This is a genomic window from Mycobacterium sp. AZCC_0083, from assembly GCF_014202335.1.
Lineage (GTDB): Bacteria > Actinomycetota > Actinomycetes > Mycobacteriales > Mycobacteriaceae > Mycobacterium.
In genome coordinates this window covers 1-15,454 of sequence record NZ_JACHGP010000035.1, presented here as the reverse complement: position 1 = coordinate 15,454, position 15,454 = coordinate 1, and the positions used below count along the sequence as shown (strand labels likewise).

The following is a 15,454-nucleotide window of genomic DNA, read 5'->3' as shown; positions in this document are numbered from 1 at the left end:
ACCCAGGTGTCGCAGAAGTCGGCGACCGTGACGCTGTACGCACCCGTCGCGTGCTCGGTTCGGTGCGACACGATGACGAAGTCGACTTGGAAGGACTCCTGATCGTGGACCGCGACGCGGAAGTTCGCGGGCACGTGGCGTGAGGTGTAGCCGGCCTGGTCGCGAGCGGCCATCAGGTGGTCGTACTGCGGTCGGCCGACTCGCTGCCCCGCGCTGGTGATGACGAAATCGGCGGTCAGTTGGCTCAGTGAATCGACTGCACGGCCGTGGTCGACGGCCGTGAAACCCTCCAACACGACTTGTTCGAGCTGAGTACGGAGATCCAGAGGAACAGTCACCCCACCAGTATTACCGCTATAAACTCGGATATGCAAGCCACTTGCGCTATCATTCTCCCATCGCGCAGACTTGACGATCCAAGCCGCCGCTAACCGAGCAAGGAGAGGTCACCATGCCCGTCCACTCAATCTCGACGCTGCACCTGCTCGAGCTGCGCCGGACCATACTCGCCGTCGCGGGCACGGAGCCTGCACGCCGATACATGACGGAGTTGGGCCTCGGGTTGCCACGAGACCCGTTCTTGAAGTAAGGGATTCGGAATCGTGTCGACCGAAGACTTTCATCCAGACCTGCGACGGATTGCCCGGCTCCTGCCGCGCGGACTGGTCACCCGCAGGACTCTGCCGCTGTTCCGCGGTCTCAGTTTGTTGCATCTGCCCGGTCGGCACGATCACGTGGAGGTACTCGCGCTCACCACCGGTGCGGGTGTCAGGGTGCACCGACCGCTGGAGCCTGCCGCTACTTCTGGCGCCTTACTGTGGATCCACGGCGGCGGGTACGTGCTCGGCAGTGCACGGCAGGACGACGAGTTGTGCCGGCGATTGGCCAAGGAGCTGAGAATCACAGTCGGGTCGGTCGAGTACCGGTGGGCGCCCGAGCATCCGTTTCCTGCGGCGCTCGAGGACTGCTACGCCGCCCTGCGGCGGCTGGTGGCACTGCCGGGCGTGGACCCTGCGCGGGTGGCGATCGGTGGTGCCAGCGCAGGGGGCGGCCTCGCGGCCGCGTTGGCACTGATGGCCCGCGATCGCGGTGAAATCAGCCCTGCCCTACAGCTTTTGACCTATCCGATGCTCGACGACAGGACCGTGGCGAAAAGCCCGATGGACGCGCGGAATTACCGGTTGTGTTCCGAACGCAGTAATCGGTTCGGGTGGGCGGCGTACTTGGGGAATGCGAACCCCGACATCGCCGTCCCGGCGCGGAACGCCGATCTGACCGGCCTGCCGCCGGCGTGGATCGGCGTCGGCACCCATGACCTCTTCCACGACGAGGGCTTGGCCTATGCCGAGCGGCTCAAGAAGGCGGGCGTGCCGTGCCACGTGGAGGTGGTGCCGGGCGCCTTCCACGGCTTCGACAGAATCGTCCCCGACGCGCCTGTGTCGCGATCCTTCTTCGACAGCCAGTGCGCGAGCCTGCGCGAGGCACTCACCGCAGGCAGCGCGGCCTAGTCAGGCCGTCGGAATCGGATGCCTCCGGAAGTCAGCGACGTCGCCCGCCCAGCGGGCGGGACCGGTCGGCTGCGAGTTGGTCTGTGGGCCGCCAAGATCACTTGGCTCTAGGGCCGTTGGGCGCTGGATCGTTTCGAGTAGACGTGCCGTGTCTCCTTGTCTCGAGGTTGTGCGCGTGGGGCAACCATGGTGAGGCGCGGCTACGCTTGGGCTCAGGACGTCACGGATGACAACCACGTCCGTCGCTACGAGCGGGTGGCGTGTGCTGCTGTCGTTCTGGAGGCGGTGGGGCTAGGTTGCGGTTGGCTCCGGCTGGCGCCATGCGTCCCAGGTGACCAGTGTCCGGACGGGTTCTCCGGCTTGGTAGCGCTGGAGCAGTTCTTCAGGGTCGATCATGACGCCGACGATGTTGGTTTGTGAGTCGACGAATTCTTGAGCGGTGCCCATCGGTAGGTTGTCGATTTGGAGTTCGACGCGGAAGCCGTCGGGGTCGTTGTAGTAGAACGACGTCGTCGGGCCGTGATTGACGGTGATGATCGGTTTGATGTCCTTGTCGCGCAGTCGCACATAGGTGTTGAGGAGGCCTTCGAGGCTGTCGTAGGTGAACGCGACGTGTTCGAGTCCGGGTTCCGACGAGAACTGCAGGGCGTCGGCGCCGGCGGTGGCGGCGCGTTCGGCCTCGTCGGGGATCAGGGTGCTGGCGCCGAAGGTTTCGGTTTCGCGGGCGGCTCCGGCTACTTCGATCAGGCCGAGGCGGTGGTGTTCCTCGTCGTAGGTGATGCCGGCGAAGAAGCCGCCGGATCCGATCAGGTGCGCACCGAGCACCTCGGAGTACCACGCGACGCTGCGTTCGAGGTTGGACACCCGCAACACCAGGTGTGCGAGTTTGTATGGGGTCGCCTGGCTGCCGTCGATGGTCCTGTTCGTCATTGTGGTCTCCTGTGGGTGCTGGTGGTGGGCCGATGCTGTCGAGCCGTATCCTTGGTGCAAGTCACTGGTATATCCGTTTCACATGCAGATTGTAGCGCATGGAGATCCCCTCCGTCGCTGCATTGATCTCACTGGCGGCGACGAGGGTTCCCGGACCGGTGCGCCTGCCGCATCGTGACGATCAGTGCAGGCGAGAACCGCGTGATTGCCAACAGAGTTGATATAACCGGCCGTGTGCCACGTCGGCCAACCAAACACCGTTGCGGCCGGACTGGCCTGCTGGCGGAAGCGCTAGACGAGCTTCCGAATCATCATGCGCAGCCCAATCATTGGCCCGGCGATTCGTCGTCATGAACCCCAACGTCGCGCATACTTAGACTTAGAGAGGCGCGATCGCGGCCACGACGGCGCGCGAAGCCGGCTCCAGCAGTGTCATAGCTGACTCGTACAGCGACGTTGCCTCCGATTCACTGCCCCCGTGTTCGCGCGTGTCTAACCCACAGTGACTCGACCTGATTCCACACCACCGTCGCGCTGTGTGCCCACTGCGCCTATCCGGTGCAGCTCTGAAATCTGAGCGGCGGTATACCCGAGCGAAGTAAGTACTTCGTCGCCATGCTCGCCCAAGAATGGGGCGCGATGTGGCGCCGGCCCCGGCGTCCGTGTGAACTTCATCGGTCGTCCCACGACTGCGAGAGGTTGCGGGACGCCGGGATGTTCCACCTCGACGATCATGTTTCTGGCAGAGATGTGCTGATCATGAAAGAGGTCGGCTGCGTCGTGTATGGGACCAACCGCCACTTGTCCGCCAAGGACGTCGAGGATCTGTGTGACAGTTCTGCTTCCTGTCCACTCGGACAGAAGGTTTCGAACATCCTCCGCGTGCCGCACTCGCGCGGTATTGGTGGCATATCGCTCGTCGGCGCTCAGCTCCGGTCTACCCATCAACCTGCACAACAGATCCCACTGATGGTCACGAGGAGCCGCGATCGTCACGAAACCGTCCGCGGCGGGGAACACGTCGAATGGGCAGAACTGAGGATTGCCGTTGCCTTGCGGTTTCGGCACCACACCGGTGTACGAATGTTGATAGATGATCCGTTCACACAACGCAACTACCGAGTCGTACATCGACACGTCGACGAATTGGCCTTCGCCAGTCCTCTCCGCATGCCGTAACGCAGCGAGCACGGCCACCGCGGTGAAGATGCCCGGGAATACGTCACCAACACCTGGCCCCACCTTCGTCGGATGTTCGACATCGGGACCCGTGATCCCCATCAACCCGCCCATCGCCTGCGCGACCACGTCGTACGCGGGCCACGTCGAATAGGGACTTTCGCCGGTCCGTGGGTCGCCGAACCCCCTCAGTGCCGCGTACACCAGTCTTGGATTGACTTCTGAGAGGCGCTCGTACGGCACCCCCAGGCGTTCCATGACACCGACACGAAAGTTCTCTACCAAGACGTCGGCTGTCTCGACCAGCCTCAGCAAGACATCCTTTCCTGCTTCGGTTTTGAGGTCCAATACGAGGCTTCGCTTGTTTCTGTTGATGCTCTGGAAGTAGCCGCCGAATGCCCGTGTGACGTCTTGACGGTGGTACGGGCCTTGCTGACGAACCGCGTCACCGTCAGGCGATTCGACCTTGATGACATCCGCTCCGAGGTCTGACAAGACCATCGTTGAGTATGGGCCCGAGAGTTGCGTCGTCAAGTCGATGACCCTGAGCCCGTCGAGGGAACCCCTGCTCATGTCGAGTGGGTTTCGACTGTGACGAGACGACGTCTGATGAGCACGGTGCGTTCGCCTTCGAAGACCATCTGATCGCGCTGATTGACACCGTAGTGTCGGAACTTCACGACACCAGCATCCGCGCGAGCATCATCCAACCACGTGTCGAGGACCTCCGTGTATGCGTGCAGTGTATCGCCGTGAAACACCGGCGAGGTGAATCGCACCTTGCCCAGCGTTAGTTCAGCGATGGCGTTTTCAGCGGTGTCCTGAGATGCCAACCCGATGACCATGGCGGCGGTGAGGCCACCGAAGACGATCCTTTTCCCAAACTTGGTGTCGGCCATGGATTCTTCGTTGAAATGCCCTTGTGCGGTGTTCATCACCATCAGCGTGAGGAGGACATTGTCCATTTCAGTCACCGTGCGTCCGCGAGCATGCGCATAGATCGCGCCGACCTCGAAGTCGTCGAAGTAGTTGTCGGTTGCCGTGATGGCCATCAGGATCGCCCCAGAAGTGCGTCGGAAATAATGCGCAGCTGAATCTCGGAGGTCCCTTCGAATATCTTGGTCAACCGCGCATCCCGCCAGTGTCGCTCGACGGCAAAGTCATTCGTGTAACCGGCGCCGCCGTGGATCTGCAGGCCGTCGCTGGTGACGCGTTCGGCCATTTCGCTCGCGAAGAGTTTCACCATGGATGCCCGAGTACTGCAGGGCCGGCCGTGGTCGATATCGTCGGCGACTTGGTACATCAGCGATCGTGCCGCCTCGATTCTCGTCGCCATGTTCGCGATCTTGAAGCGAAGCGATTGGAAGTCTGCGATGGGGGAACCGAACTGCCTGCGATCATGCGCATAGGCGATCGAGTCTTCAAGCGCGGCACGGGCGAGACCAATCGAGCGCGCGGCAGTATGGACGCGTGCGATGTCGAGATGCGTCAGCGCAAGATAGAAACCGCGACCTTCCTCACCCAACAGCGCGTCGGCTGGGAGGCGGAAATCGTCAAAGAATAGGTCCCACGTCTTCCACCCGTGATATCCGATCTTTCTGACCGGCGTGGCACGGATCCCATCGGGGAAGGTGCCCCGTTCCTTTTCGATCAGGAATGCGCTGATACCCAGATGTCTTCGCGCAGGGTCGATCGCGGGCTCCGTCCTGGCGAACAACGTGATGTAGTCAGCACCATCGGCGAACGTGCACCACATCTTCGATCCGTTGACCACCCAGTCATTGCCGTCACGGCGTGCACTGCAACGAAGGCCGGCGGCGTCGGAACCGGCCTCCGCCTCGGACAATGCGAAGGCCCCCAAGAAGTCTCCGGATGCCGCTTGCGGAAGGAATCGCTTCTGCTGTTCGATGCTGAACCCTGAGGAGGCAAGTCCGTTGCCTCGGGCGATGAGGCTCGCCACGCTCATCCAACCGCGGGCAAGTTCTTCGGTGATCAGGCAGTACTCGACGGCCCCCAAGCCAAGTCCGCCCAGCTCTTCGGGGATCAGAATGCCGAAGAATCCCATCGCGGCCATCTTGTCGCGAAGCGAATCTGGTATCACTCCCTGCACTGGGTCGAGTTCATTGGCCAACGGCAGAACTTCTTTGTCCGTGAACTCCCGAGCAAGCGCTTGGAGATCCCGTCGCTCATCGCTCAAGTACCACGAACCTTCGGTGCCCCGTTCGAGGGCGCTGGTCACGACAGACCCTCCCGGGAATTGACGAGATTCGTCCGCAGAAAGTCGATGACCAAGCGCCCATCCTGGTCGATCCCCTCGGTCTGCCACGTCACGATCGCTTGACGGGGATCCTTTGACGACCGGCGCGCCGAGCGCACGGCACTGCGAGCCGTGACCGTATCGCCGGGGCTGACCGCGCCATGGAAGGTGAGTTCGTCGACGCCGAGAAATGCCACACCAGCCTCGCTGAGATCTTCGACCGAAAGCCCAAATACCGTGAGAAACAACAGCATCGGATTGATGACCCCACGTTCGTGACCCTGTACTCGGGCATACGCGGAATTGAAGTACAACGGGTTGTAGAACGACGTCAAAGTCGAAAACAGGATGTTGTCCGATTCGGTCAACGTTCGCCCCCAGTGGTGGTCGAACTCACGACCGGGCGTGAAGTCCTCGTAGTAGTTGCCTTTAGGCCATGGAACTGCGCGCGCGCGCAGTTCGGCAGCTGAAAGCCCCACGATCGTCCTCTCGGTTGGGCACACTTGGCGGCCCCAGGCACGGAACGTTCCACTCAACGGTACGGCGTGCCATTTTATGATGTCGACTCGTCGCGGTGGTGTCAATAGCGATGCGGTCGTGGACCGCCGCAACGCTGACTTCATCGGATACGTTCAGCTCAGAGCGTGACGACCACGAACTTGGTTTGCGTGTAGTGGTGCAGAGCTTCCACACCCTTCTCGCGGCCGAAACCACTGTTCTTGAAACCGCCGAACGGCCCTTCGAGCAGGCCTGCCTGCCACCCGTTGACATAAACCTGCCCGGCTTCGAGCTTGGCTGCGACACGATGTGCACGAGTAACATCTCTGGTCCAGATGCCGGCCGCGAGTCCGAATTCGCTGTCGTTGGCCAACGTAATCGCCGAGTCCTCGTCTCCAGGAAAGGGAATCACAACAAGGACGGGGCCGAAGATCTCCTCCCTTGCAATCCGCATGTCGTTGGTGACACCGGTGTAGACGGTCGGTTCGATCAGCCAGTCTTCGCCCGTCGCGCGCCCACCGAAGGCCAGCGTGGCTCCGTCCTCAGCGGCGATGTCGAAGTAGTACAGCACCTTGTCGAACTGGTCCTTGGTCGTGATCGACCCGTAGCTCTGCCCGGGTATGACCTCTTTCAGCGCGACTGTCAGCGCTTCCACGAACTTGTCGTGAATCTCCTCCGCGACCAACAATCGGGTTCCGCTCGAACAGATCTGCCCCGCGAGTGTCGTGAAGGCTTTGATCGAGCCCGCCACCGCCGCATCGAAGTCAGCGTCGGCAAATACGATGTTCGGCGACTTTCCGCCGAGCTCGAGAGACACCGGAATGAGTCGTTCTCCGGCGATCTTGCCGATCTCACGCCCAGCCCGGACCGACCCCGTAAACGCGATCTTGCGAATGCCCGGATGCTCGACCAACGCACGACCGGCCTCGGCGCCCACCCCGGTCACGACGTTGAGCACGCCAGACGGTGCTCCCGCATCTCGAGCGATCCGGGCAAGCTCAAGTGTCGTCGCCGAGGTGAACTCCGAAGGCTTGCAAACCACGACATTCCCGGAAGCGAGCGCAGGCGCGATAGCCCGTGCGGCTTGGAGGAGCGGACCGTTCCATGGAGTGATGACACCGATAACGCCGAAGGGCTCCCTTCTGGCATATGAGTGGAACGCGGCACCGAGATCGATCAACTCCCCGGCAGGCAGGTTGACGAGCCCAGCGTAGAACTCGAAATAGGCAGCAGCACCTTCCATTTCCCAGTTGGCTTGATCGGGAATCTTCCCCGCCTCGGCGGCCTCCAGTGCCCCAAGACGGTCCGCATCCGCCCGAATCCGCGCAGCAATGTCGCTCAGAACTCGACCCCGTTCGATCGGCTTGCGATCCCGCCAAGCAGGGAACGCCGCGGCGGCCGCGCGTACGGCCTGATCAACGTCTACTGCATTCCCGACGGCAATCTCGCAGACCGGGAGTTCACTTCCTGGGCGGACGGACCTCAGATATTCGCCGGTGTCCGACGGCATGTCTGCACCGTTGATCCAATGACCGTAGCGGGGTCGTTGTTGGGTCGTCATCGTCGACGGTCTCCTGCCAATGAGTTGCGGACGTCGGCGGCTTCCGCCGCCTTGCTTTGCCGATTCGTGCCAATCCTGGACGCATCGTGCCATTTTTAGGCTGACAGGCCGCACTACCGTACGTCAAGGGCCCGCGAGCTGAACGGCGGGAAGCCCAAGTGCAAGCGCAGATCTCCGGATCGCTCTTGACATTCAACGAGGTGCGAATGACACTACCGTCGTGCCGTGATCCAGAACGGCGTGCCATATGTGGGGGCGCTCGAGAGCGACGCCGGAAGAGGGCAATGGTGACAGATCTCAAGAGTGCTGAAAACGGCCGCAGAGTCGTGGTTACGGGGGGCGCATCAGGCTTCGGCGCCGCGATCGCACGCCGATTCAGCCTCTCCGGGGCGCGAGTGGTCGTCGCCGACCTCGACGAAGACGGGGCCAAACAGGTCGCGGCCGAACTTCCCGATGCGGTCGCCATCGCCGTGGATGTCACCGTGCCCGAACAAGTTCAAGCGATGATCAACGAGAGCGTGGATGCACTCGGTGGCATCGACGTACTCGTCAACAATGCCGGGGCCGCGCATCGCGTCGGGCCGATGATCGATCTCGAACCGGAGGTGTTCGACGCACAGTTCGCACTAAACCTGCGAAGCGTGTTTCTCGGTGTCAAGTACGCAGTCCCCCATATGCCCGACGGCTCCGTCATCGTCAATACGGCCTCAATCGGCGGTCGACGCCCACGTCCAGGGCTGACCGTCTACAACGCAGCCAAAGGGGGCGTCATCACTTTCACCCGTGGGCTCGCCGCGGAGTTGGCACCTCGAATCCGAGTCTGTGCCGTCAATCCCGTCGGCGCGCAGACCGGATTCATCCGCACCTCACATGGAGTGGACAAGCTCACCGGCGAAACCCTTGCCGCATTTGTCAACGGCATACCGATGGCCAGGCTCGCCGTACCTGAGGACGTCGCCTCGGCCGTGGAATACCTGGCCTCCCCAGAAGCCAACTTTCTGACCGGTGTGTGTATTGACGTCGACGGCGGCCGCAGCATTCAGTGAGTTGCCGTGTCGTGCTTGTTCACCAGGTTAGGGAGAGAAATGAGTGTCTTGGAAGGCCTTGAGGGCAAGCGAGTGATCGTGACCGGCGCCGCTGGCGGCTTCGGGGCGGCGATCGCACGGAAGTTCGGTGCGGCGGGAGCCCGGGTCCTGGTCGCTGACCTCGACGACGTCGGTGCACGGGATGTCGCGGGATCCATCGAGGGCGCAGTTCCGGCGCAGGTTGACGTGACGTCACCGCCACAGATTCAGGCCATGGTCTCGACCGCAATGGACGCATTCGGCGGGCTCGATATTCTGATCAACAATGCCGGCACAACCCACCGGTCCGGCCCCACCGTCGATCTGGACGTCAAAACATTCGACGCTCAGGTTGCATTGAATGTTCGTAGTGTCTTCCTCGGTGCGAAATACGCAGTCCCGCACATGGAAGAAGGGTCGGTGATCGTCAACACCGCATCGATCGCCGGAAAGCGACCTCGGCCCGGCGTCGTCACCTACAACGCCACCAAGGGTGCGGTCCTCACCCTGACGCGTGGACTGGCCAGCGAACTCGCGCCCCGGATTCGGGTAAATGCCGTCTGCCCCGTCGCCGCGCAGACCAACTTCATGACCAACGCATTCGGCGACGGCGGGCTCACCGGTGACATGTTCGACAAGATCGTCGGCGGCATTCCGATGGGACGGATTGCCGAGCCTGAAGACGTGGCATCGGCCGTACTGTTTCTGTCCTCTCCACGCTCGGGCTTTCTGACCGGCGTCTGCCTCGACGTCGACGGCGGCCGCAGCATCCAGTAGCAGCTAGGCTGCGGCAGCGATCAAGACCATCACGAGGGGACCGAACTCATGAGCTCGCAAGCCTCGGCCGAGCCTACGGGCCCGGCCCAGACCGATCCGTCCCAGCTGACGGGACTCGAACTGCTGCGCACCGCGTTGTCGCGGGACTCGGACGCGCCGTACATCGGCGACCTGCTCGGCATGGAGTTGGAACTGCTCGAGTACGGCAAGGTGGTCTTTGCCCTACAGACCCGACCCGACTTCGCCAACCCGCTCGGCACGACCCACGGCGGCATCTGTGCGACGCTGCTGGATTCGGTGATGGGCTGCGCGGTGCACACGACGATGGACGCCGGTGTTGGTTGCGCCACACTGGAATTGAAGATCAACTACATCCGCCCGGTCTCGACCGATGGTCGCCGGCTGACCGCTACCGGCACAACCATCCACGTCGGTCGCACGACCGCGACCGCCGAGGGTCGGGTTGTTGACGACCAGGGTCGTCTGGTCGCCCACGCCACCACGACCTGCGTCATCTTCCGCTGACCCTAGCGCGAACGGTTTTGCGCGAGAACACCGTCCGCACACCCGGGCGCCAGTACCGCTCAGAATCCGACCCGATATCGATCTGCCCACCTTCACTCGGCGCGAGTTAGCGCACGTCGACACCGTGCGAGTCACTTGTATTTACGGCCTCATCGCGGTAGTACTGATAGGGCGGCTGTTCCTCTAGCGTGTCGCGAGTCGTTGATTCGCGTGCAGGTCGTGGGCGCAGGTTCGATTCGGGCCGCCGAACGTGCAGGGAGGGCTGCCCGCCTGGAGCCTCCCTAGATCGTCCCACCTTCGAGCCACTCAGATAGTTGCGGCAGATCGCTGCGGACGTTGCCGGTGAAGTGGGGTGGGCGCTTCTGCAGGAACGAGGCGATTCCTTCGACGAGGTCGGCGCTGGTCGAAGCATGCGAAATGAGCTTCGCATCAAGCGCGAAAGCCGCTTCGGGGCTGCTACTTCCAGCCATCGCTATCAGACCACGGCGGATCGCCGCGACTGACACGCGTGACGTATGGTCGACAAGATCGCGAGCGAGGTCTTGGGCAGCCGTCCGCAGCTCGTGGGGCGCATGCACGCTGTTCACCAGGCCCGCGGCAAGAGCTTCGTCGACGCCGAACACCCTGCCACTAAGCATCCAATCCTTCGCTCGGGCAAGACCGACGATGCGAGGCAGAAACCACATCGATCCCCCTTCGGGGAACAATCCACGTCGGGCGAAGACGAACCCGAACCGCGCATCGGTGGCTGCTAGGCGGAAATCGGCGGCTAGCGTTAGGGTGATGCCGACTCCGACGGCCGCACCGTGAATGGCAGCGATGACGGGTTTGTTCAAGTTGGCCATCGGCCGCACCACCCGGGTGGCCGGCTCCACCCAGTCTGGGGCATCGATGTCGTCGACGCCGGCGGTGTCGGCGGTCATGTCCATGCCGACGCAGAAATCACTGCCTGCGGCTACCAGCACAACAACAAGGACTTCGTCGTCGAGGTCCGCCGCACGGAGCGCTGTCCCGAGCTCGTCGGCCATGGAGATAGTGAATCCGTTGCGCGCATGTGGACGATTGAGGGTGATCGTGGCGACCGAGTTGTCGACGAAGTAGTCGATCGTGGTGAATTCCATTGGCAGTCCTCAGAATGCGGAGTATCCACCGTCGATCAAGATCGAGTCGGCGGTGTGGTAAACGCTGGCGGGGCTTGCAAGGTAGACGGCGATGGCGCTGAAGTCCTGCGGCTGTCCCCATCGTTTCGCGGGGATCCGCCGCAGAATGCCGCCTGCTACTCGTGGGGTGCCGAACACAGTGTCGGTCATGGGAGTCTGCGCCCAACCGGGAAGTACGGTGTTGGCACGAATTCCGTACGGTGCCAACTCCACGGCAATTCCGTTGACCATCGCTGTCACAGCGGCTTTGGATGCGCCGTATGCCTGCATACGGGGAGCCCCGAATCGACTGCCCATGCTCGATGTGGCGATCAGGCTACCTCCGTTGCCAAGTGCAATCATGTGTCGCGCTGCTTCACGCAACGTGAGGAAGACGCCGTCAAGGTTGACTGTGGTCACGGCCCGAAAGTCCGCCAAAGTCGCATCCACGAATGCAATCGGCTCACCGGTCATCCCGGCGTTGGCAAAACACGAGTCGAGACGACCGAATTCGTCGACAACGCGGGTCATCGCGGCGCGGACTTGCTGTTCGTCGGCGACATCACACGGCACCGCGAGAACCTGATTGCCGGTTGAGCGGAGGCGCTCGGCCGCAGATTCGAGATTCTCTGTGTTGCGTCCGAGGATCGCGACCGCGCACCCGGCTCGCGAGAGCCCCTCCGCGAAGCCCAGACCGATTCCTGAACCACCCCCCGTGACGACGGCGACCTGATCGGTCAGGTCGAACGGGTTCGACTGCACTAGGCCAACGGTATTCAACTGGTCGTCTCCTTCGTATCCGCTGTGTGAGTGTCGATTCGCCGATGGCGAGCCGCCGTCACCAGCAGATCCACCATGGCCGCAGCCTTGTCCGATCGCGGCGGGTCGCCTGTGATCATGTCGCTCCAAATGAACGATTCACCGACGCGGACGATCGTGTAGGCGAGGTCGCGGACATCGATGTTCGGGTCGATATCCGGAAGCGCGGCGAGCTCGGCCGCAGTCAAGGCGATCAGCCGACCCTGTACCACACTGAACCTCGAAGTCAGGACGCGAAGCGCATAATCCGGCTCCGCGGACACGAATTTGACGAGCGGCTCGAACGATCGCACCGTGTCGGCGAACCGACCGAAGTTTCGGACGAGCCGGGCCTGGCCGCGACCTCGACTGCGCGCGTCGATTCGATCGATCGCTTCGGTCATGATGCGCCAGATCACTTCGCCGATGACCACCTCCCGGCTACGCCACCAGCGGTAGAGGGTGGCTCGTCCGACTCCTAGTTCGAGTGCGAGTTGTTGCATGTCGATCCGTCGGCCGGCCAGAAACCATTGATACGCCAGCTCGACCGCATCGTCTCTGGTCGCGCAATCCGTGTTTCGCACCAACGGACCTGAGGGCTTCCGGCTACGGACATCATCGGCGGATTCGCCCCGATGCGGGCGTTCGTGGTTGACTTTAGTGCGAGACATATTTAGATTCTGTCTCACGGTCGTTCTCGCAGTCAAGACGAACCCCAAGCGAAGCGAGGTCCAGTGGAGTTTCGAGATACGGTCGCCGAGGCCGCTTTTCGGTCCTCCCTGCGCGCCTGGTTTCGGAGCAACGGGTCCAATGGCGAAGCGTGGGATCTGAACGTTCCTGCTGACGTCGTGGCAGCGCGCGCTTGGAGCCGTTCGTTGCACGATGCCGGGTATGCGGGGCTGACGTGGCCTGTCGAGTACGGCGGTCGGGGGCTCGACCCGACTTATCAAGCGATCTTCTACGACGAAATGGCGGCGGAGCGCGCCCCCGTGCATGTCGGCGTAATCGGGCTCAACATGGCGGGACCCACCATCATCGCGTGGGGCACCGCCGGACAGAAGCAGCGATTCCTCGCGCCCCTGCTCGCCGCCGAGGAGATCTGGTGCCAGGGCTTCTCCGAACCGGGCAGCGGGTCCGATCTCGCAGGTGCGACAACTCGCGCCGTACTCGACGGCGATCATTGGGTGATCAACGGACAGAAGGTGTGGTCGTCACACGCGCACATCGCAGACTGGTGCATCCTGCTGGTCCGCACCGACACGGCAGTGCCCAAGCACCAGGGACTTTCGTTCCTTCTCGTCGACATGCATTCGGCGGGAATCGAAGTGCGACCACTGCCGCAGCTGACCGGCGAACCGGAGTTCAACGAGATCTTCTTTACCGATGTTCGGATTCCGCGTGACTCGATGCTCGGACGGCCCGGTGACGGCTGGAATGTCGCGATGACCACACTCATGCACGAGCGTGGCACTTTGGGCTTCCTCTTCGCCGCGGAATTACAGTCCAACCTGTCCCGGTTGGTCGAATTCGTGGCGGTATCCGCCGCCGACGGCAGCACTCCCGCCGCCGACCCCACGGTCCGCGTCGAGGTGGCACGCGAATGGGTTGCGGTCCAGGCGCTCAAGTTCACGAATTATCGGTCGCTCAGCCGATTACTCGAGACGGGGATTCCGGGCCCGGAATCGTCAATCTCCAAGATTGCCTGGGCAGAGTCAAACCAGCGGATGACCAAATTGGCGACCCGGTTGCAAGGCATGGCAGGGGGCCTCTCCGGCGAATCTGCGCCGTTGGATGGCTTCTGGCAACAGCAGCAATTACGTAGTCGCGGAAACAGTATCGAGGGCGGCACCTCAGAGATCCTGCGGAACATCGTCGCCGAGCGAGTTCTGAATCTGCCGCGCGCCCGCTGACGCGCCGACCAATCAACCAGGAGCCATCATGGACTTCACTCTGTCCGAAGAGCAAGAACTGCTGCGCAAGTCTGCCGCCGAGTTCCTCGCAAAGCGAGCTCCGATCGAAAGGTCGATACCGCTCATCGACGGCGGCGGGGCGGCTGGCTGGGATCCCGACATCTGGCGCGAGATTGCGGCACTCGGTTGGCTCGACGATGAACTCGACCTCCTGGACCAAGCCGTGCTGGTCGAAGAATGCGGCGCTGTCCTGCTACCTGCGCCGCTCTTCTCCACGTTTGTCGCGACGCCGCCCGGTGTCGAATCACTTCTGCGGCAACACGGCATGGTCCGAGAAAGACCGTTGACCCTTGCGTGGGCAGAGAAAGGCCGCGGATTCGGCCTTACCGACGCATTGTCCGCAGGCTTGACAGTCGTCACCGACGTGACGATCACGGGCGGCAAGACGCTCGTCGTCGACGCCGCCAAGGTCAGCGGATTCGTGATCGTCGCGCACGATCATGACGGCCCGCAGATGGTCTACGTCGACGCGTCCGACGTGCGGGTGTACCCGCATTCGACCTTGGACGGTTCCAGACCACTCGCCGACATCGAATTGGTTGCCGCATCAGCACTCCCGCTGGTCCCTTCGGCGGATGTCGCGGGCGTTGTCGCCATAATGGAACAGAGGGCGTGTGCGCTGGCCGCCGCCGAGGCCCTCGGCGTCGGACGATCAGCGCTCGACCTGGGATTGACTCACGCGCGCGAGCGGACTCAATTCGGTAAGCCCATCGGCGCCTACCAAGCGGTATCGCACCGACTGGTCGATGCATACGCGGAACTCGAACTCGCACGGTCACTTACATATTGGGCGGTGCACTGCCTGCAGGCAGTCGACGACGACCGCGCAACTGCGTGCGCCGCCGCGAAGGTGGCCGCGACCGCCGCGGCCGTTCACACCTGCGAGGTGACCATCCAAATCACCGGCGGTCTCGGCATGACCTGGGACCACACCGCCCATCGACTTTACAAGCGAGCCATGGCCCTACAGTCCTACTTGGCTGGCGAGCGACGCCTGTACCAAGACATCGCCGATGCAATTCTTCCGCGAGGCACCTAGCATCCATGCGCGACGCCAGCTACCAGCTCATGCGGCCAGGCTGGTGTTCATGCTAGTGACTTGTATTTCCGAGTTTATAGCGGTAATACTGATTGGGTGACTGTTCCTCTGGATCTCCGTACTCAGCTCGAACAAGTCGTGCTGGAGGGTTTCACGGCCGTCGACCACGGCTTCACTGAGCCAACTGACCGCCGATTTCGCCATCACCA

General features: G+C 62.5%; 18 protein-coding genes. 7 read left to right on the top strand and 11 right to left on the bottom strand.

Translation table 11 applies throughout. From position 1 onward, the window contains the following. Positions 1-338 (bottom strand): hypothetical protein (locus tag HNP02_RS42055; RefSeq protein ID WP_184446744.1); only part of this gene is annotated, 338 nt, incomplete at its 3' end. Between the two features lie 113 nt (positions 339-451). On the opposite strand from HNP02_RS42055, the gene HNP02_RS42050 reads away from it, so the two are divergent. Together HNP02_RS42050 and HNP02_RS42045 are read left to right on the top strand one after the other, a co-directional pair. Beyond that, positions 452-589: a hypothetical protein gene (locus tag HNP02_RS42050; RefSeq protein ID WP_184446743.1), complete on the top strand. Its 138-nt coding sequence runs from the start codon at positions 452-454 to the stop codon at positions 587-589. A gap of 13 nt (positions 590-602) precedes the next feature. Further along, positions 603-1,508, top strand: coding sequence for an alpha/beta hydrolase (locus tag HNP02_RS42045; protein ID WP_184446742.1), 906 nt, complete (start codon positions 603-605; stop codon positions 1,506-1,508). A gap of 291 nt (positions 1,509-1,799) precedes the next feature. Here the strand turns inward: HNP02_RS42045 and HNP02_RS42040 are convergent, their stop codons facing one another. The 6 genes from HNP02_RS42040 to HNP02_RS42015 all read right to left on the bottom strand — a co-directional run bounded on the left by HNP02_RS42040 (position 1,800) and on the right by HNP02_RS42015 (position 7,933). Then, on the bottom strand, positions 1,800-2,438 hold the full coding sequence (locus tag HNP02_RS42040; protein ID WP_184446741.1) for a VOC family protein: 639 nt from the start codon (positions 2,436-2,438) through the stop codon (positions 1,800-1,802). A gap of 492 nt (positions 2,439-2,930) precedes the next feature. Further along, a complete protein-coding gene (locus HNP02_RS42035) occupies positions 2,931-4,190 on the bottom strand; it encodes a CaiB/BaiF CoA-transferase family protein (protein WP_184446740.1) in 1,260 nt (419 codons plus the stop codon). Next, positions 4,187-4,669, bottom strand: coding sequence for a MaoC family dehydratase (locus tag HNP02_RS42030; RefSeq protein ID WP_184446739.1), 483 nt, complete (start codon positions 4,667-4,669; stop codon positions 4,187-4,189). Before HNP02_RS42030 ends, HNP02_RS42035 begins: the two co-directional genes overlap by 4 nt. Further along, positions 4,669-5,856, bottom strand: a complete 1,188-nt coding sequence (locus HNP02_RS42025; protein WP_309241896.1) for an acyl-CoA dehydrogenase family protein — start codon at positions 5,854-5,856, stop codon at positions 4,669-4,671. The genes HNP02_RS42030 and HNP02_RS42025 overlap by 1 nt, the downstream gene beginning before the upstream one ends. After that, complete coding sequence (locus HNP02_RS42020) at positions 5,853-6,497, bottom strand: MaoC family dehydratase (protein WP_184446738.1); 645 nt, start codon at positions 6,495-6,497, stop codon at positions 5,853-5,855. The genes HNP02_RS42025 and HNP02_RS42020 overlap by 4 nt, the downstream gene beginning before the upstream one ends. 14 nt (positions 6,498-6,511) lie before the next feature. After that, positions 6,512-7,933, bottom strand: a complete 1,422-nt coding sequence (locus HNP02_RS42015) for an aldehyde dehydrogenase (protein ID WP_184446737.1) — start codon at positions 7,931-7,933, stop codon at positions 6,512-6,514. A gap of 287 nt (positions 7,934-8,220) precedes the next feature. Between HNP02_RS42015 and HNP02_RS42010 the strand changes: the two genes are divergently transcribed. The 3 genes from HNP02_RS42010 to HNP02_RS42000 are packed head-to-tail and all read left to right on the top strand — an operon-like array spanning position 8,221 to position 10,299. Beyond that, positions 8,221-8,979: an SDR family oxidoreductase gene (locus tag HNP02_RS42010; protein ID WP_309241895.1), complete on the top strand. Its 759-nt coding sequence runs from the start codon at positions 8,221-8,223 to the stop codon at positions 8,977-8,979. Between the two features lie 39 nt (positions 8,980-9,018). Continuing rightward, a complete protein-coding gene (locus HNP02_RS42005) occupies positions 9,019-9,774 on the top strand; it encodes a glucose 1-dehydrogenase (protein ID WP_255507544.1) in 756 nt (251 codons plus the stop codon). Between the two features lie 48 nt (positions 9,775-9,822). Continuing rightward, positions 9,823-10,299: a PaaI family thioesterase gene (locus HNP02_RS42000; protein WP_184446735.1), complete on the top strand. Its 477-nt coding sequence runs from the start codon at positions 9,823-9,825 to the stop codon at positions 10,297-10,299. 281 nt (positions 10,300-10,580) lie between these two features. Here the strand turns inward: HNP02_RS42000 and HNP02_RS41995 are convergent, their stop codons facing one another. Genes HNP02_RS41995 through HNP02_RS43970 form a run of 3 tightly spaced genes read right to left on the bottom strand, consistent with a single transcriptional unit; the run spans position 10,581 to position 13,117 of the window. Beyond that, positions 10,581-11,420 (bottom strand): enoyl-CoA hydratase-related protein, encoded by an 840-nt coding sequence (locus HNP02_RS41995; protein ID WP_184446734.1) that lies wholly within the window; start codon positions 11,418-11,420, stop codon positions 10,581-10,583. 9 nt (positions 11,421-11,429) lie between these two features. Further along, complete coding sequence (locus HNP02_RS41990) at positions 11,430-12,200, bottom strand: SDR family oxidoreductase (protein WP_184446733.1); 771 nt, start codon at positions 12,198-12,200, stop codon at positions 11,430-11,432. A 14-nt stretch (positions 12,201-12,214) separates the two neighbouring features. Continuing rightward, a complete protein-coding gene (locus HNP02_RS43970; protein ID WP_309241894.1) occupies positions 12,215-13,117 on the bottom strand; it encodes a QsdR family transcriptional regulator in 903 nt (300 codons plus the stop codon). Between HNP02_RS43970 and HNP02_RS41980 the strand changes: the two genes are divergently transcribed. Together HNP02_RS41980 and HNP02_RS41975 are read left to right on the top strand one after the other, a co-directional pair. Beyond that, the gene (locus tag HNP02_RS41980; protein ID WP_255507545.1) at positions 13,016-14,146 is read left to right on the top strand and encodes an acyl-CoA dehydrogenase family protein; all 1,131 of its coding nucleotides are present in this window, start codon (positions 13,016-13,018) and stop codon (positions 14,144-14,146) included. The genes HNP02_RS43970 and HNP02_RS41980 overlap by 102 nt on opposite strands. 28 nt (positions 14,147-14,174) lie before the next feature. Beyond that, complete coding sequence (locus tag HNP02_RS41975) at positions 14,175-15,245, top strand: acyl-CoA dehydrogenase family protein (protein ID WP_184446730.1); 1,071 nt, start codon at positions 14,175-14,177, stop codon at positions 15,243-15,245. A 27-nt stretch (positions 15,246-15,272) separates the two neighbouring features. Here HNP02_RS41975 and HNP02_RS42390 read toward each other — a convergent pair. Continuing rightward, positions 15,273-15,454: hypothetical protein (locus HNP02_RS42390; protein ID WP_221318643.1), on the bottom strand; the 182-nt coding region annotated here is incomplete at its 5' end.